Source organism: Planctomycetia bacterium (genome assembly GCA_015075745.1).
In the GTDB taxonomy this organism is placed as follows: domain Bacteria; phylum Planctomycetota; class Phycisphaerae; order UBA1845; family UTPLA1; genus UTPLA1.
Window position 1 is genome coordinate 2831988 of the sequence record JABTTW010000001.1, and the last position, 19875, is coordinate 2851862.

Below are 19875 nucleotides of genomic sequence, written 5' to 3' on the forward strand. Positions count from 1 at the left end.
AAGAATTCCCCATGCAATCCAGTTCTTTGGAAGGAGTTGCCGATGGCCGATTTGTCGTCGTGCCAGTTGTGCCCTTTCTTTCTCCCAGTTAATCCAGTGCTTACCGAAGAGCAGCCAAGCTGGGTACCAGAGCGGTGCAGTCGCGGCTGCGACCAAAATCGAAAAGATGTTCATCAACACCGGGATGCGACCGCCGCAATCAGGACAGAACAAACCAAACCAATGGCCGAAGGCGTTGCCCTTGGCCCAGCAAAGTCCGTGGTGGAGCTTCATGCAATGAGGGCACTTCACGTACTGCCTCATGGTTGCCGTTTCATCACACCGAAGGCACAGGTAGATTCGCTTTGGAACGCGTTGCCCGAGAATGATTTCATTGAAGACCAACGCTGGATTGATAACCCAGTGAAGGTTGAGCCAGTCCTGCCATTCAGACGCTTCGGCGCGGTTCCCTCCGCACTTGGGGCAGACGAAGTCATCGTGATCGTGCAAGAGTAATGGTCAAATTTCGTTGATGACGCGGTAATCAGGCGGCGTTTCTCTCGGCCTTTTCTCCATTGACGAACTTCACACCGGCGATGACATCGGGAAGCAGCGTCGCGCCATTGAGCAGCCGCCAGTGGTTCGCGGCGGACTCGCACAGCTTGAACACCATTGCCAGACACGCGATCCGACTGCCGTTGCCTTTGGTCCGGCGGTGACGCAGCCGCACCGTGGCGAACGTACTTTCGATCGGATTCGTCGTCCGCAGGTGCCGCCAGTGCTCGGCCGGGAAGTCGTAGAACGTCAGCAGCACCTCGCGATCCTTCACCAGGCACTCGGCCGCGCCGGGGTATTTGGCCGCGTAGTGGGCCACGAAGTGATCGAACGCCTGGTTCGCATTCTCCCGCGTCGGCGCCATCCAGATCTCGTGCAGCTTGGCCTTCGCGCCGGTCTGCACCCGCTTGGGCATCTTGTCCAACACGTTGGCCGTCTTGTGCACCCAGCAGCGCTGCGCCCGGGTCGTCGAATAGACCTTCGGCAGCGCCGCCCAGAAGCCCAGCGCTCCGTCCGCCGTGGCCAGCTTCGGGTCGATCGTCATGCCCCGTTGTTGGCAGTCCAGCAGCAGCGAATACCACGACTGCTCGCTCTCGCGATGGCCGTCGACCACCGCGATCAGCTCCTTGCGGCCGTCCGCCCTCGCGCCCATCAGCACCAGAATGCACTGCCGGTCTTCCTCCAGGCGGATGTTGAAGTGAATCCCATCCGCCCAGAGGTACACGTAGTGCTTGCCTTCCAGGGAGCGGCGATTCCATGACTGGTACTCGTCCTGCCAACTCGTCATCAAACGCGTGATCGTCGTGGCGCTGAGCCCCGCCGCCTGGGGACCGACCAGCGCCTGCAGGGCCTCGCTGAAGTCTCCGGTGCTGATGCCCTTGAGGTACAGCCAGGGGATCAACTCCTCGATGGCCTTCGTCTTCCGCAGGTACGGCGGCAAAATCGACGAACAGAACCGCTCCACGGCCTGGCCATTTGCATCCAACGCTTCGCCGGCCTCGCCGCGGCCGACGATCCGACGGTCCCACACCCGCGGCTGCGTCACCTCCACCGGCCCGACGCCGGTGACGAGGGTCCGGGTGGGATGATGGCCGTTCTTGACCACCTGCCGGCGGCCTTGCGGATCGCGCAGATCGGCGTGCCCTTCGATCCAGCCATCGACCTCCGCCTCGATCGCCTGGCCCAGGAGCCGTTGGGCCCCGTCCCGCAGAATCTCCGTCAAAACGTCTCGGCTGGGGACTGGAATCGTCTCGATCGACTCGTTACTCTCCTGCATCGGCGTACTCCTCTGCCCATCGTGGGCGGCTCGGAACCTCGAACAAGTCCCGAGAGTACGCCGCCTTTTTTTATCCCGCCACCATCAACGAAATTCGGTTATAGCTCGATCGTGCAAGTCTGGACCCACAGGCGGCAATCTCCAAAAAGGGCCCAATCAGGATGGTCTCGCGGAGATGGTGACCCTTTCAAAGCACTATCATATACTTAGGGAACACTCCAGGGAGTCAGAATGGGATCTTCAAAAGTCGCAATTCTTCGTACCACACCCGCCACGGTCTTTGAAGACTATCACCGCCTCATGAACCTGGCCGACTATCAGTCCGTCGTCGCCAAAGACGTCGAGACCGCCCTGAAGATCAATATCAGTTGGCACTTCTTCTTTCCCGGCAGCTCCACCGTCCCCTGGCAGCTCGACGGCGTCATCCGCGCCATGAAGGCCGACGGCTACAAGCCCGAACTCATCCACGGCTGCCACAACCGCACCGTCGTCATCGACGCCCATTTCGGCGAGCGCCAGAACAAGCAGGTCAACGTCACCGAGGCCCACGGCCTGCGGAACATTCACCTGTATGAGGGCGAGCCCTGGGTCAACGTCCGCGACGCCGTCGGCGATCTGGCGGAAAAGTTCCTCGTCCTCAACAAGGTCTATCCCGACGGCTTCGCCATCCCCAGGCGATTCATCGGCGAAAACATCATCCATCTGCCCACCGTCAAGACGCACGTCTTCACCACCGCGACAGGCGCCATGAAGAATGCCTTCGGCGGCCTGCTCAACGAACATCGCCACTGGACCCATGAGGTCATCCACGAAACACTCGTCGATCTGCTGATGATCCAGAAGAAGATTCATCGCGGCGTCTTCGCGGTGATGGACGGCACCTTCGCCGGCGACGGTCCCGGCCCGCGCTGCATGATCCCCCACGTGAAAAACGTCATCCTCGCCAGCAGCGATCAAGTTGCGATCGACGCCGTCGCCGCGAAGCTGATGGGTTTCGACCCGATGGCGATCAAGTTCATCCGCATCGCCCACGACATGGGCCTCGGCTGCGGCGACCCGCGACAAATCGAAATGGTCGGCGACCTCGACGCCGCCGCGGAGAACTGGCACTTCGACGGCCCCTTCAAGAAGATGACCTTCGCCTCGAAGATGCAGCACAAGATCTACTGGGGCAAATTGAAGACCTCCCTGGAGTGGTCGCTCAAGACCTGGCTCGCCCCCTGGGCCTACATCGCCAGCGTCATCTACCACGACAGTTTCTGGTACCCCACCCGCGCCAAGCGCCACATGCGCGACGCCCTGGCCAGCGAGTGGGGCCGGCTCTTCGCCAACTGGGAGCAACTCACCCCCAACGAAAAGGGCTTTCCCTCCGTCGGCGATCTGCCCGCGCCGCTGACCCTCACCGGCGCCTCAGCAATGCTCAAGTCCATCAAAATCCTCGGAACCTGCATCCGCGAGGCGCCCGAGTTCCGCCTCTTCAAGAAGCAGAAGCACGGCCTGGGTTAATGCCCGCTCCAAATCGTTCCGGATCGGCGCAGCATCCATGTTGATTTATCTCGTCCGACACGCCATCGCCGCCGCCAGGAGCCCCGGCATCCTCAACGACGGCGCACGCGAATTGACCCCCGAAGGCATCAAAAAAATGCGCCGCCACGCTGCCGCGCTGGCGATGCTCGGCGCCCAGATCGACGAAATCTGGACCAGCCCGCTCGTCCGTGCCCGCCAGACCGCCGAAATCCTCGCCGCAGGCCTCGAGCCTTCCCCGCCCTTGAAAACGCTTACGTCGCTGGAGCCCTCCGGAGACTTCGAATCGTTGCGCCTTCGCCTGTCTCAAAGCAGACACCTCACCGCCGTCGCCCTCGTCGGCCACGAGCCCTTCATGGGCGAATTCACAGGCTACCTCCTCGGCGCAGGCCGCGGCGTCGCCTTCAGATACAAGAAGGGGGGCATCGGCCTCGTCGAAATCGACGACTTCGCCCCACCCCTGCGCGGCGAACTATGCTGGCTCATGGCCCCCAAGCAGCTCGGCCTGATCGGCAAAGCCTAATCAGGCCCGGCCACTCACTCCGTGAGAATTTCGCAGGAACACGCCCCCATTCCTCATCCCCACACTAATTCTTAACGTGACCACCCCTGTTAATTCTGATATCCTTCGGGTGCGCCACGCATCGGAGTAGCCCTCCAACTACTGCACATAACGGCCTCGGAGGACGAAGCATGAGCGACAGCGTCAAGGCGTCTGTCTGCATCAGCCTGGCCGCCTACGTCGAAAAACAGGCGAAGCGATTCTCTTCCAACCTGGAAAAGGTCGTCGCCTCCGGCGATGTGGATGGCGTGCACGACGTTCGGGTTGCATCCAGAAGGCTGGTCCAGCCCCTCCGCCTCATGAGCGCCTGGCTCGGTGGCAAGCCCATCAAGCGCCCCGCAGGCCTCCTCCGCGCCACTCGCCAGACACTCGCAAAGGTCCGCGATCTCGACGTCCTTCTCGCCTCGCTCTGCGGCAGCGAAGCCACCTGGGCCCACGGCCTCGAACCATCCGACCTCGCCCGGCTGGAGGGCGCCCTGACGCGCCGTCGGCAGCGCCTCGCCAAAAAGGCCATCAATCGCCTCGCCCGCCAAAAGCCCCAGCGCGCCGCCGGTCTCATCTGGCGACTCTCCGACAAAATGCTCGACGTCGTCGACGAAGAAAGCGACCTCGTCCTCGCCCATCAGGTCGAGCGCCTCTTCGAGAAATCGCTGGAGCGCCTCGTCCATCGCGACCCCCGCGGCGATCAAAAGCACGACCTCCACGAAACGCGCATCTGCGTCAAGCGCGCCAGATACGCCGGCGAACTCATGCGCGACGTCGGCCTCCGCCGGGAAACCGACCTGCTCAAAGCCCTCGTCGGCATGCAGGACCGCCTCGGCCGCTGGAACGACCAGCTCATCGCCATCAGCTACGTCACCCGCGAAGCCCGCCGGCCCAAAGTCCTCGCCGAGGATGCCGCCTGGAGTGCAAGAGTCCTGTCCCTCGCCGCCGATTGGGCGAAGGAAGCCGACGCCGGACAGCGGCGAATCCTCGATGTCTGGGCCGAGTTCGACACCGCCCTCAGGGCATGCTTCAATCGATATCGGGACCGTGCGCAGTCCATTCGCGCCCCCGGTAACATTCACGTAAGCTGACGATTCGTAATTTGGATAGTGCTTCGCGATGACAAGGAATTCTGCTTAATGGAGTCGGCTCGGTCACACGAAACGAATTGCGCCGCGCCCGGAGCCGATCCCGGCGATGGCGCCGCCGCCGATGCACATGCCGCATCGGCCGCCACCGACCACTCCGAAGAGAGCTTCCTTAATCGAAAGCCCGGCGTCGTCCGCCGTCCGCCCCCGTCAAAATTCGCCGCCATCGACGTCGGCACCAACAGCATCCACCTCGTTATGGTCGAGATCTCCCCCGAAGGCGACTTCCGAATCGTCGGTCGCGACAAGGAGATGGTCCAGCTCGGCAAGGGCGGCTTCCAGAAGCACATCCTCACCGACCAGGCCGTCGTCGACGGCGTCGCCGCACTCGTCCGCTTCTCCAAGATGGCCCGCCTCAAAGGTATCGGCCGCATCCACGCCTTCGCCACCAGCGCCGTCCGTGAAGCCCGTAACGGCGGCGATTTCGTCGAGCGCGTCCTCAACGAACTCGGCATGGAAGTCCGCATCCTCAGCGTCGAGGAAGAAGCCCGCCTGATCTACCTCGCCGTTCGCCACGCCGTCGGCCTCGGCGAAACAGACGACCTCATCTGCGACATCGGCGGCGGCAGCGTCGAAGTCATCGTCGCCAGTGCCCGCCGCCCCTCCGTCCTCTTCAGCGCCAAATTAGGCGGCCTCCGCCTCGCCGAGCTCTTCATAAAAAACGATCCCCCGTCCGCCCGTGACTTGAAGCCGCTCAAGCGCCACATCGAACAGTGCCTCGCCCCGCTCGCCCGACGCGTCGGCGCCGTATCCTTTTCCCGGTGCATCTGCACCTCCGGCTCCTTCGAGTGCCTGGCCCGCATGTGCCTGCTCCGCCGCGGACAAACGCCCCCCGACGGCTCCGGCCAGATGAAGATCACCCGTGCCGAGTTGAAAGCGCTCCTCAGTGATCTCGTCGCCCGCACCAGCGAGCAGAAGCTCCAGATGCCCGGCATGGACGCCAAGCGCGTCTCCACCCTCGTCCCCGCCGCGACCACGCTCCTGGAAATCGGCAAGATGTTCGACGTCGCAGATTACGAGTTCTGCGACATGGCCCTCCGCGAAGGCATGATCATCGACCACATCGCCCACAGCAGGGCACACCTCCTCGCCCGCGCCACCTGGCCCGACCCCAGAACTCGAAGCGTCATCGAGCTCGCCGAGCGCTGCCAATACCATCGCGCCCACGCCGAACAGGTCCGCCGACTCGCCAACACCCTCTTCGACCAACTCGCCCCGCTTCACGGGCTGGAACACCGCTACAAGCAGCTCCTCGGCTTCGCCTGCGTCCTCCACGACATCGGCTACCTCATCGGCCACTCCGGCCACCACAAGCATTCCTACTACCTCATCCGCAACGGCGGCCTCAAGGGCTTCAACGAAGGCGAAATCGAACTCATCGCCAACCTCGCTCGTTATCATCGAAAGGGACGGCCGCGAAAGGATGACTACAGCTACGCCCATCTCGACCGCGAAAGTCGTCGGGCATTCAAAAAGCTGATCCCCATCCTCCGCCTCGCCAATGCCCTCGATCGAACCCACTACTCCGTCGTGCGCTCGGTGAAGTGCAGCCTGCTGGATGATCGCATCACCCTCGAGGTGCAGGCCGAGCAGGACTCGGAACTGGAAATATGGACCGCGCGTCGTCAGGCCGAACTGTTCGAAAAACAATTCGGCATCGCGCTGGAGGTCAGTCCGCCGCAGGATATCCCCAAGGGAGATGAGAACTCATGATCAACAGTGAGCTGCTCTTGCAGCCGCATAACTACCCCGGCCGGCTCATCATCGTCGAAGGCATCGACGGTTCCGGCAAAAGCACGCAGATCCGCCTCGTCCAGCGCTGGCTGGTCAGCCTCGGCTACAACGTCTTCTTCACCGAGTGGAACTCCGCCGATCTCGTCAAAAAGACCACCAAGAAAGGCAAGAAGAGCCGCAGCCTCACCCCGACTACCTTCAGCCTCCTCCACGCGACCGACTTCGCCCATCGCCTCGTCAGCAACATCCTGCCGCCCCTCAAGGCCGGCATGATCGTCCTCGCCGACCGCTACGTGTACACCGCCTACGCACGCGATCACGTCCGCGGCTGCGATCGCAAATGGATTCGCAAAGTCTATAGCTTCGCACCCAAGCCCGACATCGCGTTTTATTTCAAGGTGCCGATCGAAGTCTCCCTCAAGCGCATCACCATGGCACGTCAGGTCCTCAAGGACTTCGAGGCAGGCATGGATATGAAACTCCACCCGGACCCCATGGAAAGCTTCCGCCTCTTCCAGGGCATGATCCTCGAAGAGTACGACCAAATGAGCGCCGAAAACGACTTCTGCGTCATCAACGCCACTGGGACCATTTCCGAACAGCAAAAGCAGGTCCGCGAGATCGTCGGGGATCGCCTCCAGAGGTATAACAGAAAGCCGAGGATTGCATGAGCCAGTTGACTTTCTTCGGCGAGGGCCTGCCCTACATCGAGGCCTCCGACTATCCGGGCGTGTTGATCACCGTCGAAGGTACCGACGGCGTCGGCCGCACGACACAGATCGTCATGCTCAAGGAGTGGCTCGAGGTCCAGGGATACGGCGTCATCGAAACCGGCTGGACACGAAGCCAGCTCATCGGCCGCACCATCTCCCAGGCCAAGCAGGGCCGCTTGCTCAACCGCCTGACTTATTCGCTCCTTTACGCCGCCGACTTCGCCGACCGGCTCGAAAAGGAAATCATCCCTGCCCTGCGCAGCGGCTTCGTCGTCCTCGCCGACCGCTACGTCTTCACCGCACTCGCCCGCGACGTCGCCCGCGGCGTCGACCGCGCCTGGGTCCGCGACCTCTTCGGCTTCGCCCCCGTCCCGCACCTGGTGCTCTACCTGAAGATCGACGTCGCCTCTCTCATTCGACGCGTCATCCCCCGCGGCGTCATCGACTATTTCGAGTCCGGCATGGACCTCGGCATGGGCGACGATCCCTACGACTCCTTCAAGCGCTATCAGACCACCCTCATCAAGGAATACAACCGCATGTCGCAGGAGTTCGGCTTCCACGAGGTCAACGCCCGCTGGAAGCCCGAAAGGATGCACACCCGCCTGCGCGAAATCGTCACCGAGTTCTTCCGCCAGCGCAAGTTCTACGACTACCGCGGCGCTCCGAAATCCGACGCCGCGATTCTCAACGCCGAATTGCCCGAGCCCATGATCAAAACCAGATAATAGGTAAACGGCGCAGTCATGCACACCATCGCCCTCACCCGTGCCCAGGTACGCGAGGTCGATCGCATCGCCATCCACGAGTTGGGCATCCCCGGCATCGTCCTCATGGAGAACGCCGGCTGCGCAGCCGCTCAGTTGATCCTCGGTAAATCAGCCGACGACGCCCGCGTCGCCATCGTCTGCGGCGGCGGCAACAACGGCGGCGACGGCTTCGTGATCGCCCGCCTCCTCGCCGGCGCCGGTCGCCGCGTGACCATCTTCCTCGCCTGCGATTCCGCGAAACTCTCCGGCGACGCCGCGACGAACTATCACGCCGCGTCCCGCATGGCCCTCGAATTCGTCCCCTTCGATTCCCCCGAGCGCATCCACTCCGCCCAATCTCGCCTCCATCAATCCGAGGTCATCGTCGACGCACTCCTCGGCACAGGCTTCACCGGCCGAGTCCGCCCGCCCATCGACTCAGCCATCCACGCCATCAACGCCGCCACGAAAAGCACAATCGTCGCCATCGACCTGCCCTCCGGCCTCGACTGCGACACCGGCCTCCCATCGTCCCCAACCGTCCGCGCCCACCACACCATCACCTTCGTCGCCATCAAACAGGGTCTGACTCAGGACGTCTCGCGCGAATTTGCCGGCCAGGTTCACGTCGCCGACATCGGCACGCCCCCGGAACTCACCAACCGCGTCCGCCGTTAGAGTTGCTGATCATCCCCGTAGATACTTGCCGAACCACGTCACCGCCTGCGTCACAATGCCCTCGCTCAGCGCCGCCCCGCGCAGCCCGTGATCCTTTGAATCCACCGCCTCAAGCCGCGCCTCCGCCCCCGCGCCGCGAAGCGCGACCTCATACGCCTGCCCGTGCTCGAATGGAACCTGCTGATCCCCCGTCCCATGAAAAATCAGCGCCGGCCGCGCGCTGCCCGCAAGCAGCTTCGACCCGTCCTCGCGCGGCATCGTCACGAAGAACTCCTCGCCCAGCTTCAGCCCGTGATGATCGATCCACCCCTCGCGCCGCAAACCCCCCCACGCCTCCGGCGTCATATCCCGCTCGATCAGCTTGCATGGGTCCGCCACCGGAGCGATGAACACAAGACACTTCAGCCCCGCCATCTCGTGCGCCACCCGCGCCGCCGTAAACGCCCCGAAGCTGCTCGCGTAAATCCCCAGTCGCCCCGTATCCAACTCCGCGATCCCCTTCGCCGCCGCAAGCACCGCCCGCAGATCCTCCGTCAGCGCCGCCGCCGTGACATTCAAAAATCGCCCGTCGCTCTCGCCGCATCCGCGAAAATCAAATCGCAGACACGCGACGCCAAGCTCCTCCAAACCTCGCCCCAGCGACACCGCCCGGTATCCCGAACCGATCCGCGTCCCCGTCAGCCCGTGGCAGCACACCACCAAAGGCCACGGACCGCCCTTCGCTTCGGGAAGGTGCAGACTTGCCGCGATCGCCTGTCCCGCAACCGGTATTTGAAGAAATCGCAGCATCGCACCCTGTTCTCCGATCGGCGGAGAATAGGTCGAACCGCGCCGCCCGACAACCTGGCTCGTGCGATCACCGAGTGGGTGAAACAATAAAAAACCCTGCAAGTTCCACTAGGAAACTTGCAGGGTTGTTGAAAGGGACACGACAGCTACATTTATTGATATGCACCCGCCCGCGCGAAAATCAAATCGTGCGAAAAAAAATCTTTGAATGCCCGATGGTCCGGCAGGGGGGGTCGCATTTGCGGACGCTACGGTGGTAGTGGTGGGGGGGAGGGCCGTCTCCGTGGCCTCGAAAAAAGGACGGCCCCTAGTTCAGAATGCCGACGCCCAGATTGACCACGACGGTGTTACCGTTAACGAGGTCCACCTTGATGTTCTTCTGGCCGCGCACGATGTTCAGACTCTGGAACCGGTTCCCGCTGAATTGCAGGGTATAGGCCCCCGATTCCGCCACCGCGAAGGAATATCCGCCCGCCGAGTTCGTCGAACGCGTCGCGGTTCCGATGCTCACCGGCGCGCTGGGCACACCTTCGCCGAAATCGTATCGCCCGTTGCTGTTCGTATCGTTATAGACGACGCCCAGCACGAACGTCGGCGAATTCGGCGGCGCCCCGAAGTCCTGCGTCTGCATGATCGAGTCGTATCGCGTCCCGTTGTGCGTGAAGGACCCCCGGACGATTCCGATGCCCACCTCGCGAAATGCCTCGTTGAGCATCGTCAGCCGGTGCCCGCGCCCGACGATATCCGTGTCCACAAACAAATCGACGTGCTGCTGCTCGACGAACTGATTCTCGTTCACCGACCCCGTCGTCCCGCGCCATGCCAGGTTCTCGCCCGCCGAAGCGTACAGATACCCCGCGTCGCTCATCCGCTGAAACGGCGTCTTCCCCGTCAGCGAATTATGCTCGAAGTAATTCTGCGCCAGCATGTCCCGGCTGTGCGCCTTGGCCGATTGATTGAGAGATGTATTCAGCGCCACCGGCTGCTTCGGAACCGTATCCAGCTTCCCCGGGGCCCCCTCATCAATCGCAATCCCGTTCATCGACGCCTCCTGCGCCGGCCGCAGTCGCGCCCGATTGATCCGCTCCAGCGATAACTGCTCGAGCTGCGTCGCGCTCACCGAGATCGATGGCCCGGACCCGCCCGCATTGTCGTTGGTCAGGTCGCCCGCCGTCCCGCCGCTCGTCAGGGGATTCGTCGCCGCGCCGGGCACCGCATCGCACCCGGCCCAGCCCATCGGGCCGATGCCGATGGCGCAGATAATGGCAATCGAATAAAAACAACGCTTCAACATCCCCGCTCCCTGACTTATCCGTGCTATCCCCATCGCCGGGTCTTATTGGACACACCCAGTATACGCGATAGACCCCTTCTTCTCCAGCCGATTTTGCGGTAACTCTTGGCGCCGATTGGAGAGAACAATCGCCGCCGGTACGCGTAGTTCCCCATAATCAACAGGCCGGAGTCCCTTATCGACAGCGTGCAGGGTCGAGGTTTCAATGAGCATCTGATGAAGCAGCTTCCCGAACTTTCCATCTTTTTTCCCTGCTATAACGAAGAAGCCAACGTCGAACGCGTCGCGCGCGCCGCCGTCGAGGCCGCCTCCCGCTTCGCCGAGAAATTCGAAATCATCCTCGTCAACGACGGTAGCAAGGATCGCACCGGCGAAATCGCCGAATCGCTCGCCAAGGCTGACGCCCGAATCCGCGCCGTCCACAACAATCCCAACCTCGGCTACGGCGGCGCCGTCGCCCGCGGCCTCCGCGAATCCCGCTACAGTTGGATCTTCTTCACCGACGGCGACGGCCAGTTCGACCTCAACGAAATGGACAAGCTCATCAACCTCCTCGATCGCTGCGACCTCGCCGTCGGATACCGAATCAAGCGCGCCGATTCTTTCATCCGCAGGTCCAACGCCTTCTTCTGGGGCGTCCTCGTCCGCGCCCTCTTTGGCCTCAAGGTCCGCGACATCGACTGCGCCTTCAAGCTCCTCCCCAAGTCGCTCATCGACAAGATCGAGCTGCGCAGCCAGGGCGCCCTCATCAGCACCGAGCTCCTCGCCCGCGCCAAGTACCAGGGCCTCCGCATCGCCGAAGTCGGCGTCAATCACTACCCCCGCGTCGCCGGCCAGCAGACCGGCGCCAACATCAGGGTCATCCTCCGCGCCTTCGCCGAGCTGATCCGCCTGCGCAAGCACATCCGCGCCGAGGGCCTTCGCCACCACTGACACCGCCGCGGCACTGGCTCTATCTGTCCAGGTAAATCCGCGCCCACTGCTCCGTCAGCGCTGCCCGCCATAGCGCAAGCGCCGCCGAATCGTCCCCCTCATCGAATCGCCGCCCAAGCTTCTCCGCGCCCCCCGGCGAAAAGCACCCCCGCTCTCGAAACGTCTTGGAACCAATCGCCTCCCGCCACCACACCCCCAGCGCCCCGCGCATCCACGTGACCGTCGGCGCCGCAAACCCGATCTTGTCGCGCCGATTCAAAACCGCCTCAGGAACATGACCGCTCGCCGCTTCTCGCAGCATCGCCTTGAGTCGCCCGTCGCGCAGCCGCTCCTCCGCCGGAACCGACATCGCCGCCGCCGCGACACGCCGATCCAGATACGGCACCCGCGCCTCAATCGAATGCGCCATCGAGCTGCGATCCTCAAACCGAAGCAGCGACGGCAGACTCTCGTGAAAAATCACCCGCCGGCAAAACGCATCAAAAGACGTCCCGCCCGCTGCCCTTTCCCTCCGCCGATCCTCCAGCCCCAGCCCCTCCACAATCCCCGCCGACTCCTCCGTGTCGAACAACTCTCCCACCAGCCACGGACTGCGCCGCCGTGCAAACTGCGCCCGCAGTCGATCCCGCGTCGAGATCGGCCACAGGTGCGCCGCCGTATGCGCCGCCAGCGCCCGTCGCGTGTAGTGCCCCTCGCGAATCACGCCCGACCATTGACCCGCGAATCGTCCAACGTGCCCGCGCCGCAGCAGACTCGCCAGCAGCGGCGGAAAGTACCCCGGATACCCGCAGAAAAGCTCGTCCGCCCCCTGACCGTCCAGCAGCACAGTCACTCCCGCCGCCCGCGCAGCCCTCATCACTTCCCACTGCATGTAAATCGAAGGCGACCCGAACGGCTGCTCCTGATGCCACAGCAGTTGCGCCATGTCCCCAACGAGTCCCTCACCCGTCGGCTCCACATAGTGAGCGTTAAGCCCCTGGCACTGCCCGACAACCGCCTCGGCATATCGCCGCTCGTCAATGGCCTCGCCAGTCGCGCACGCCGTAAACGTGTGCTGCGACCAGCCGCACGCGCCGCCGTCCCGGCCCATCTCGCTCAGCAGGCCCACAATCAGCGAGCTGTCCAATCCGCCCGACAAACACGATCCCACCGGCACATCGCTGAAAAGATGCGACCGCACCGCCGACCGGATCGACTCGAGAATCTCCTCCGACCCGTTCCCGTTCGAGTGGGGGGGCGCCGTCTCCGACGCATCATCGTAAAGACTCAGCGTCCCCTTCGGTCCGTCGCGCGCCCCGCGCAGATCAAACGTCAGCGCGCACCCCGGCGGCATCGACCAGATGCCCTCGAACATCGTCCGATCGCTGTGATCGACCCACCCATACGCCAGAAAGTCCCGCAGCATCGACCCATCCGCATCCCGCGAAACCCCCGTCAAGAGCGACTTGATCTCCGACCCAAACGCAATCGCATTCCGCGTCCGCGTAAGATGCAGCGGCTTGATCCCAAACCGATCCCTGCTCAGCACCACCCGGCCCGCCGCCGGATCGTAAATCGCCAGCGCCCACATCCCCTCAAATCGCCTGAAGCACTCAACCCCCCAGTGCCGATACGCCGCCAGCACCACCTCCGTGTCGCTCCGCCCGCTAAATGCCATCCCCGCGGCACTCAGCTCTTCCCGCAGCGCCCGATGGTTGTAGATCGCCCCATTGAAAACCAGCCACGGCTGATCCTCGCCCGTCGTCATCGGCTGATGCCCCGCCTCCGTCGTGTCAATCACCGCCAGCCGCCGCGCCCCCAGCGCCACCTGCCCCGACAGATAATCCCACTGCACCTCCGCATCCACCGCCCCCAGCCGCCGATGAACCACAGGCCTGCCCCCCAAGCCGAACACCACCGCGCCGCCGTCGTCCGGCCCCCGATGAAACACCGCCTGCGTCATCGCGGTAATCAATCGGCCCGCCTCAGGGTCGAGCTCCGTCAGAATGAGGCCGGTGATTCCGCACATGACTCGGGATTATGCGTGACAATCGTCATTTAGCCGAGCGAGCACTTCTCACATTCGCACCGTCTTCGTCGAATCCTCCCAACCTCCTCGTCCGCCCGCCGATCTTCGCCCGGTTGCACGAATCGACCCGCCTACCGACAATCCTTCGCCTTGCAGTCTTTGGAGCAGGACCACGATGGCGGATACCCCCAACAACTCGCACCGGCCCGACCCACCCTGGCTCGCCGGCGTGGTCAAAGCCGAGCCCTCGGCCCCGCTCATCGTCCCCTACATGGCCTATCTCGTCCTGCTCGCCTTCAACGACGCCTTCCCCACCAGGCTCCTCCCCGTCGCCATCGTCCTGCACATCATCCTCGGCTTCTGGGCCGCCCTCATCTTCCGCCGTCACTGGCCCGCCATGGGTGACTGGCGCTTTCCCATCGCCCTCGTCGGTGGACTCGCCGCCGCATGGCTCTGGGTCGCCGGCCAGCACGCGCTCGACGGCACGATCATCGGCAGCTACGACCTCGGCGGCAGGCTCCCCCTCTATCCCGGTGTCCCCGAGCCGCACGACCCCCGCGAAGACTTCGGAACCGGCAACCTCTTCTGGATCTACGCCGTTCTCAAAATCACCCGCGCCTGCACCATCGTCCCCCTCGTCGAAGAACTCTTCTGGCGCGGCTTCATCCTCCGCGCCTTCATCCGCTGGCGCCGCCCCGAAGAAGTCCCCTGGGGCACCTTCGCCTGGAAGGCCATGATCGGCTCGGCCCTCCTCTCCACCATTCAGCACCCCGACAACTGGGGCGTCAGCATCGCCTGCTGGCTCCTCTTCAACGCCATGTTCTACTGGACCAAAAGCCTCAAGTGCCTCATCCTCACCCACGCCATAACAAATCTGGCGCTATATTCTTACGTCATTCGGGCAGCCGATTGGCGTTTCTGGTGATCCGGGCCCCCAGGGGCGTTTTAGGCCACTTGCCGACGGGTTGAAGCGACGCGAATTCCACCCTATAGTCACGCCTGATCGGCGCGGTCAAAAACGTTGGCTTTCACGTGGACGCCCACTCCGCCGATTTACTTTGAAGTGATTCGTTAAACGCGATTCTTCAGTCAGCCCGCATTGGGCTGGAAATGTTTCCGGCATCCGCTGCAATTCAGGCATGAGGCCGATTGCACTGACCTGCCGACCCTCGTGAGTAATCCATGGAAAAACAACGCTCGATTCCGCTCTCCGCCATTCCCTTTTTCATGATCCATGCCGCCTGCTTTCTCGTCTTCCTCCCCGGCATCTGGGGCACGACGACGACAAAGACGATCATCCTTGCGATTGCCCTCTTCGTGATCCGCAAGTTCGGCATCACCGGCGGCTACCATCGCTACTTCTCGCACCGCTCCTACAAAACCTCGCGATTCTTCCAGTTCGTCCTCGCCTGGCTCGGCGGAAGCGCCGCCCAAAAGGGCGCCCTCTGGTGGGCTGCCCATCACCGCCACCACCACAAGCATTCCGATCAACCGGAAGACATCCACTCGCCCGCCCGCGACGGCATCTGGTGGTCCCACGTCGGCTGGGTCCTCTCCCCGCAATACAACGTGACCCAGTACGACCAGATCAAGGACATGGCCAAGTTCCCCGAGCTCCGCTGGCTCAACGACTACCACCTCGTCCCGATCTTCGTCATGGGCGGCCTCTGCTATCTCATCGACGGCTGGGCCGGCGTCGTCTGGGGCACCTTCGTCAGCACCGTCGTCCTCTATCACACGACCTTCGCCATTAACTCCTTCTGTCACATCCTCGGCCGCAAGCGCTTCCCCACGACCGACGACAGCAAGAACAGTCTCATCCTCGCACTCGTTACCCTCGGCGAAGGCTGGCACAACAACCACCACTTCTTCCAGGGCTCCGTCAACCAGGGCTTCTACTGGTGGCAGATCGACATCACCTATTACATGCTTCGCGCCCTCTCCTGGGTCGGCCTCGTCTGGGACCTGAAGAAACCCCCGCAGCGCGTCCTGGCCCTCGGCCGGCAGAAGAACATTACCGACGCCATGGTCGAGCGCTTCACCGCCGCCTCCGACAAACTCGGCAAGACCCTCGCCAAGGGCCCCGAAGCCGTCACCGCCATCGGCGACATGGTCATGCGCCCAACCTCCCCCGACCCAACGGCCTAAGCGCAGCGCGTGTAGTTTCACGCGGCACATTCAATAACCCCCAAAGCCCCAGGCCCGTCCGCCTGGGGCTTTTTTTGTTTCGCGCGCCAAACTCCTAATCCTAATCCTGCTCCTACTCCTAATCTTTCCCCTCGCCCCCCCTCGCCCCCGCGCGCCCCCGTAGGGTGGGCTCTGCCCACCATCGATCGTGCGAGATTCCCTTCTCGCACACACCCGCGAGTGGGAATCCCTTCCCATGTCCGCCACCGTTCGCCCCCGCGAGCAATTCTTACCGCGACCAACTCCTGCTTCTGATGTCCCCCGCGCGCTCCGCGCGCCGCCCCATCCCGGCCCGCAGGGCCAAAAGTAAGTAGCCAGGGGCATCGCCCCTGTTAAGCAAATCCATCATGAATCCCCGACCCCGACGGGGTCGCATTTCTCCCTCTTCGTCATAATCTCCGCGCTGATCCGAAATTCCCATCTCGCCCCCGCCGCGATTGGGATTCCCTTCCCATGCCTCCCCCGCGCACCGCGCGCCATCCCCCGCGTAACCATCAGCGCGAAAAGCTCCTATTCCTGATCCTCCCCGCCCAATCAGGCCGCTTCAGCGGCCTTCCCCGCAAGGGCCCTTAGGCCAGGGCTTAAGCCCTGGTCAATCGAAGCCACGCCCCCTCCTTACTCTCCCACCCCCGGATTGTGCCGCATGCCGGATGATTCTGATTTCCCAACGAGCGGCACAATCCGGGGGTGGGAGCAAGTGGCATCCCCGCGGCTCATCCTGCCCACGCGTTCACCGGCGCGAAGGTCATCCTTGGGAATCTATGCATTCACGTCTTCGTTGATTCCTCGACGATTCGGATTTCTTCGTCGGTGAGGCCGTAGAGCTGGTAGACGAGCTGGTCGATCTGGCGGTCGGTGGCCTCGATTTGACGCTGAATCGATCTAGTTTCATGCTCAGTTTTCGCACTTCTCAGAGCTTCAAAAAAGATCTGAATACTCTTGACGCCACTAGCGATCTTTTTCGAAGTATCGTGACATTGGCTGTTGCCGTCGTCGGGTTTCGGAATTGGAAGATCGCGAGTCTGCTGAATGATGATCTTGGGAAAGTCGTCACGGCGAGCTACGCTATTGCTATTGCGGAAGAACCAAGACATTAGTTTGCTGTTGATGACTCCAAGCAAATATTGCAGAGACGGCGTGGAAGATATTTCTTGACGTGTAATCAAGCTCTGCACGGATTGCGCGGTAAAGAATTCTTGGTCAGTGTAAACCGCTTGAAGTCGGAGCTTTCTACTTAATACTTGCCGCAGGAGAATTCGTTCCCCTGAAAAATATTCAATTGGTTTCGATTCCTGTATCTCCGGGGTAAACGGAATATAACCCGGTTCGCCATGTTGCAGATCATACCTCTGAAGCGTGCCTGTGAATGCGAGAACGGGATTCTCCATGTTTGCCTTGATCGAAACTGGCTTGAAAGTCTCGATTCCGCGCTTCACCAAAACAAAGTCAGCGAGTCTGCACGAAGTACCTCGTAGTTTCTCAACGATCTGTACCTCATTAGTCGAACACGTGATAAGAAACTCGATATGAGGATTATTCGACCAAGAGGCAAAGTCTCCAAGCTTCTTAAAGGCCACGAAATCATGTTGACTTTGAATGCAAAATCGAGCCGGAAACACAACGAGGTCGACGCTACTAGGTCCAGCCATTCCGCGACCGACGCTTTTCTGGGCGGTAACAATAACCGCATCGATATAGGCACCCTTGAAAATGTCGAACGGCAACGAGACGAAGGAGGTTGGCACAAAATTCCTAAGGAAGAAATGGCGAAGTGGTTTGGACGATGGCGTCGAAACCCAGCCGGAAGGAATGATCATTCCGACAAGCCCCTTGAGCCCAAGGAGCCGTGAGGATTTCTCGACAAAAATAATAAAGCTATCCAGCGAATTTGAAGGGCATTCGAATGCGCTGCGGAGGTAGAGGCTCTCTTGCTCTCCAAAGAATGAACCGTAGGGTGGATTTCCTATGAGGGCGTCAAATCCGCCGGATTTCATGATTTCGGAAAATTCGGCGTTCCAATCGAAGACGTTGATTCGCAGCCGTTCCTCCTCGTCGAGGAGTGACATTTGCTTGTTGGCGTAAAAGTCCGGACCGATCAGGCTGTTGCCGCACTTGATGTTGTCGCCGAGGTCGGGCAGTGCTCGCTCGTGGAAAAGCTTCCACTGCGCGCTCACGCTTTCCGCGGACTCGCCCTCCAGCACCTTCAGCAAAAGCGAGAGCTTTGTAACCTCAACCGCCTGGGGGTCGATGTCGACGCCGTAGATATTGTTCAGCAGGATGCGCTTGCGCTCGGCCGTCGTCAGCCGCCATGCGCCGCCTTTGCCTCTGAAAATCTCAGCCTTCTTGCCAGTGGCGTGCTTCTCGGGATCGTCGGCGACGTACCAGCGGAGGTGCCAGTCGAGCAGGTATTGATAGGCGGCGATCAGAAACGAGCCGGAGCCGCACGCAGGGTCGAGAATGCGGAGCTTGGCGGCGTCCTTCGGCGTCTTCGAGGGCGGCGCAGGTATTCGGTCTACTCGGGCGGCGGGTTCGCCAGCAGCTACGCCGGTGGCCGGCTCATCGCCAAGAAGTCGGCCGACCGTGTGGCGCACGATGTAGTCGACGATGTAGGTGGGGGTGTAATAAACCCCACCCGCCTTCCGTACTTCGGGCTTGGGCTCGACCTTGGCCTGACGGCCCTTAAGAACGATGACTTCGCCGAGGAACTGTTCGTAAACCTGACCGAGGATGTCGGCGGTGAGAACTGAGAATTCGTATGGGCTCTCGGGATAGTAAAGGCGCTTCAGGATGTCCTTAAGAACTTTGTCGTCGATCTCCAGCGAGAGCGTAAGTTCGTCCGGGGACTCGTGGCGATCCTTTTCCTTTCGGAAATGGAAGATGCCGGAGTTGTACTTGTCGTCGGCGCTGCGGAAGAATTCGCAGAGTCGGGCATAGACCGCGCTGCCGTTTTGCAGAGATTGAAGGCGACCGTAAGGCTCGATGCCGCGATCCTCGCAGATACGCAGGAAGATGATGCGGTCAATGGTGCGCTGGACGGCAAAATTAAGTTCTCGCTGAGAAAGCTGGGGATTACGCAGAGCGACGTTTTTGGCGACGGATTTTCGCCAGTCGGCGATTTCGTCCAGGAAAGCGGTGTCGACTTCGGCTGTGCCGCGCTTTTTCCGGGCTGAGACGGCGTATTTGTCGAAGGAGCCCTTGAGCAGCGATTCGCGGGAGAAGATGCCCGCGATTTCGTCCCATTTGTCGGGATATTCGTCGAAGGTGCAGTAGAAGGTGCGAGCCGTGGATGGCTTGTCGTCCTTGACGGGCTGACGGCGGCAGTCGTAAACGGCGAATTCCTCGAAGTCGGTCAGGATAGAGAGCGGGAGCTTGGCGGACCACGCGTAGCGGCGAAGCTGAAAGGCGGGTTCGGCGTCGTTTTTTAAGTTGCGACCGGGTTTCTTGGCCTCGACGAAGAACTTGCGCGTACCGCCGATTCTAAAACAGTAATCGGGAGCCTTGGTCGCTCCGCCGATCTTGATCGCGTCCTCATGGATGACATCGCGGTAGGCCTCGGCATAGCCCGCGCGATTATTCATGTCCCAGCCGAGTAATTCGAACATCGGGTTGATGAAATCAATGCGGCACTGCGTTTCATTGTAATTGGTGGACCGGTAGTGCGCTTCGTCGTTTCGAAATTTCTCGATAAGCGTCACGATTTCTTCAGGGGGTCCGGCCATGTTGGGCATGATAATACCTAGAGGTCCCTGGGGTCCATACGC

16 protein-coding genes are annotated in these 19875 nt (G+C 61.8%); 11 read left to right on the forward strand and 5 right to left on the reverse strand.

Annotated features, from left to right (window positions below; all coding sequences use genetic code 11):
- Positions 1-42: 42 nt before the first annotated feature.
- Entirely contained in the window at positions 43-495 is a 453-nt protein-coding gene (locus HS101_11195) for a hypothetical protein (GenBank protein MBE7506831.1), read from the forward strand.
- 28 nt (positions 496-523) lie between these two features.
- Here HS101_11195 and HS101_11200 read toward each other — a convergent pair whose 3' ends face one another.
- Positions 524-1810, reverse strand: coding sequence for an IS256 family transposase (locus tag HS101_11200; protein ID MBE7506832.1), 1287 nt, complete (start codon positions 1808-1810; stop codon positions 524-526).
- A 231-nt stretch (positions 1811-2041) separates the two neighbouring features.
- Between HS101_11200 and HS101_11205 the strand changes: the two genes are divergently transcribed.
- The 7 genes from HS101_11205 (at position 2042) to HS101_11235 (ending at position 8903) form a co-directional block, all read left to right on the forward strand.
- On the forward strand, positions 2042-3316 hold the full coding sequence (locus HS101_11205) for a DUF362 domain-containing protein (GenBank protein MBE7506833.1): 1275 nt from the start codon (positions 2042-2044) through the stop codon (positions 3314-3316).
- A gap of 37 nt (positions 3317-3353) precedes the next feature.
- Positions 3354-3857 carry a phosphohistidine phosphatase SixA gene (gene sixA, locus HS101_11210; protein ID MBE7506834.1) on the forward strand — a complete coding sequence of 168 codons (504 nt, stop codon included), beginning with the start codon at positions 3354-3356 and terminating at the stop codon, positions 3855-3857.
- A 170-nt stretch (positions 3858-4027) separates the two neighbouring features.
- The gene (locus HS101_11215) at positions 4028-4972 is read left to right on the forward strand and encodes a CHAD domain-containing protein (protein ID MBE7506835.1); all 945 of its coding nucleotides are present in this window, start codon (positions 4028-4030) and stop codon (positions 4970-4972) included.
- Between the two features lie 48 nt (positions 4973-5020).
- Positions 5021-6742, forward strand: a complete 1722-nt coding sequence (locus HS101_11220; GenBank protein ID MBE7506836.1) for a Ppx/GppA family phosphatase — start codon at positions 5021-5023, stop codon at positions 6740-6742.
- Positions 6739-7434, forward strand: coding sequence for a dTMP kinase (gene tmk / locus HS101_11225; GenBank protein ID MBE7506837.1), 696 nt, complete (start codon positions 6739-6741; stop codon positions 7432-7434). The genes HS101_11220 and tmk overlap by 4 nt, the downstream gene beginning before the upstream one ends.
- The gene (locus HS101_11230; protein MBE7506838.1) at positions 7431-8204 is read left to right on the forward strand and encodes a thymidylate kinase; all 774 of its coding nucleotides are present in this window, start codon (positions 7431-7433) and stop codon (positions 8202-8204) included. Before tmk ends, HS101_11230 begins: the two co-directional genes overlap by 4 nt.
- Before the next feature lie 18 nt (positions 8205-8222).
- On the forward strand, positions 8223-8903 hold the full coding sequence (locus tag HS101_11235; protein MBE7506839.1) for an NAD(P)H-hydrate epimerase: 681 nt from the start codon (positions 8223-8225) through the stop codon (positions 8901-8903).
- 9 nt (positions 8904-8912) lie between these two features.
- On the opposite strand, the gene HS101_11240 is transcribed toward HS101_11235, so the two are convergent.
- Positions 8913-9779 carry an alpha/beta fold hydrolase gene (locus tag HS101_11240; GenBank protein MBE7506840.1) on the reverse strand — a complete coding sequence of 289 codons (867 nt, stop codon included), beginning with the start codon at positions 9777-9779 and terminating at the stop codon, positions 8913-8915.
- Positions 9780-9999: 220 nt separating this feature from the next.
- The gene (locus HS101_11245) at positions 10000-10986 is read right to left on the reverse strand and encodes a hypothetical protein (protein ID MBE7506841.1); all 987 of its coding nucleotides are present in this window, start codon (positions 10984-10986) and stop codon (positions 10000-10002) included.
- Positions 10987-11202: 216 nt separating this feature from the next.
- Here HS101_11245 and HS101_11250 point away from each other — a divergent pair, with 216 nt between their 5' ends.
- Positions 11203-11919 (forward strand): glycosyltransferase family 2 protein, encoded by a 717-nt coding sequence (locus HS101_11250; protein MBE7506842.1) that lies wholly within the window; start codon positions 11203-11205, stop codon positions 11917-11919.
- A 19-nt stretch (positions 11920-11938) separates the two neighbouring features.
- Here HS101_11250 and asnB read toward each other — a convergent pair whose 3' ends face one another.
- A complete protein-coding gene (gene asnB, locus HS101_11255; protein ID MBE7506843.1) occupies positions 11939-13927 on the reverse strand; it encodes an asparagine synthase (glutamine-hydrolyzing) in 1989 nt (662 codons plus the stop codon).
- Between the two features lie 175 nt (positions 13928-14102).
- On the opposite strand from asnB, the gene HS101_11260 reads away from it, so the two are divergent.
- Together HS101_11260 and HS101_11265 are read left to right on the forward strand one after the other, a co-directional pair.
- The gene (locus HS101_11260; GenBank protein MBE7506844.1) at positions 14103-14852 is read left to right on the forward strand and encodes a CPBP family intramembrane metalloprotease; all 750 of its coding nucleotides are present in this window, start codon (positions 14103-14105) and stop codon (positions 14850-14852) included.
- A gap of 302 nt (positions 14853-15154) precedes the next feature.
- A complete protein-coding gene (locus HS101_11265) occupies positions 15155-16075 on the forward strand; it encodes an acyl-CoA desaturase (GenBank protein ID MBE7506845.1) in 921 nt (306 codons plus the stop codon).
- 806 nt (positions 16076-16881) lie between these two features.
- Here HS101_11265 and HS101_11270 read toward each other — a convergent pair.
- Positions 16882-19833: an N-6 DNA methylase gene (locus tag HS101_11270; protein MBE7506846.1), complete on the reverse strand. Its 2952-nt coding sequence runs from the start codon at positions 19831-19833 to the stop codon at positions 16882-16884.
- Between the last annotated feature and the right edge of the window lie 42 nt (positions 19834-19875).

What these genes read in the sequence shown, in the direction of transcription:
- HS101_11195 (MBE7506831.1), top strand. Translation starts at nt 43, where the DNA reads ATGGCCGATTTGTCGTCGTGCCAGTTGTGCCCTTTCTTTCTCCCAGTT.
- HS101_11200 (MBE7506832.1), bottom strand. Translation starts at nt 1,810, where the DNA reads ATGCAGGAGAGTAACGAGTCGATCGAGACGATTCCAGTCCCCAGCCGA.
- HS101_11205 (MBE7506833.1), top strand. Translation starts at nt 2,042, where the DNA reads ATGGGATCTTCAAAAGTCGCAATTCTTCGTACCACACCCGCCACGGTC.
- sixA (MBE7506834.1), top strand. Translation starts at nt 3,354, where the DNA reads ATGTTGATTTATCTCGTCCGACACGCCATCGCCGCCGCCAGGAGCCCC.
- HS101_11215 (MBE7506835.1), top strand. Translation starts at nt 4,028, where the DNA reads ATGAGCGACAGCGTCAAGGCGTCTGTCTGCATCAGCCTGGCCGCCTAC.
- HS101_11220 (MBE7506836.1), top strand. Translation starts at nt 5,021, where the DNA reads ATGGAGTCGGCTCGGTCACACGAAACGAATTGCGCCGCGCCCGGAGCC.
- tmk (MBE7506837.1), top strand. Translation starts at nt 6,739, where the DNA reads ATGATCAACAGTGAGCTGCTCTTGCAGCCGCATAACTACCCCGGCCGG.
- HS101_11230 (MBE7506838.1), top strand. Translation starts at nt 7,431, where the DNA reads ATGAGCCAGTTGACTTTCTTCGGCGAGGGCCTGCCCTACATCGAGGCC.
- HS101_11235 (MBE7506839.1), top strand. Translation starts at nt 8,223, where the DNA reads ATGCACACCATCGCCCTCACCCGTGCCCAGGTACGCGAGGTCGATCGC.
- HS101_11245 (MBE7506841.1), bottom strand. Translation starts at nt 10,986, where the DNA reads ATGTTGAAGCGTTGTTTTTATTCGATTGCCATTATCTGCGCCATCGGC.
- HS101_11250 (MBE7506842.1), top strand. Translation starts at nt 11,203, where the DNA reads ATGAAGCAGCTTCCCGAACTTTCCATCTTTTTTCCCTGCTATAACGAA.
- asnB (MBE7506843.1), bottom strand. Translation starts at nt 13,927, where the DNA reads ATGTGCGGAATCACCGGCCTCATTCTGACGGAGCTCGACCCTGAGGCG.
- HS101_11260 (MBE7506844.1), top strand. Translation starts at nt 14,103, where the DNA reads ATGGCGGATACCCCCAACAACTCGCACCGGCCCGACCCACCCTGGCTC.
- HS101_11265 (MBE7506845.1), top strand. Translation starts at nt 15,155, where the DNA reads ATGATCCATGCCGCCTGCTTTCTCGTCTTCCTCCCCGGCATCTGGGGC.
- HS101_11270 (MBE7506846.1), bottom strand. Translation starts at nt 19,833, where the DNA reads ATGGCCGGACCCCCTGAAGAAATCGTGACGCTTATCGAGAAATTTCGA.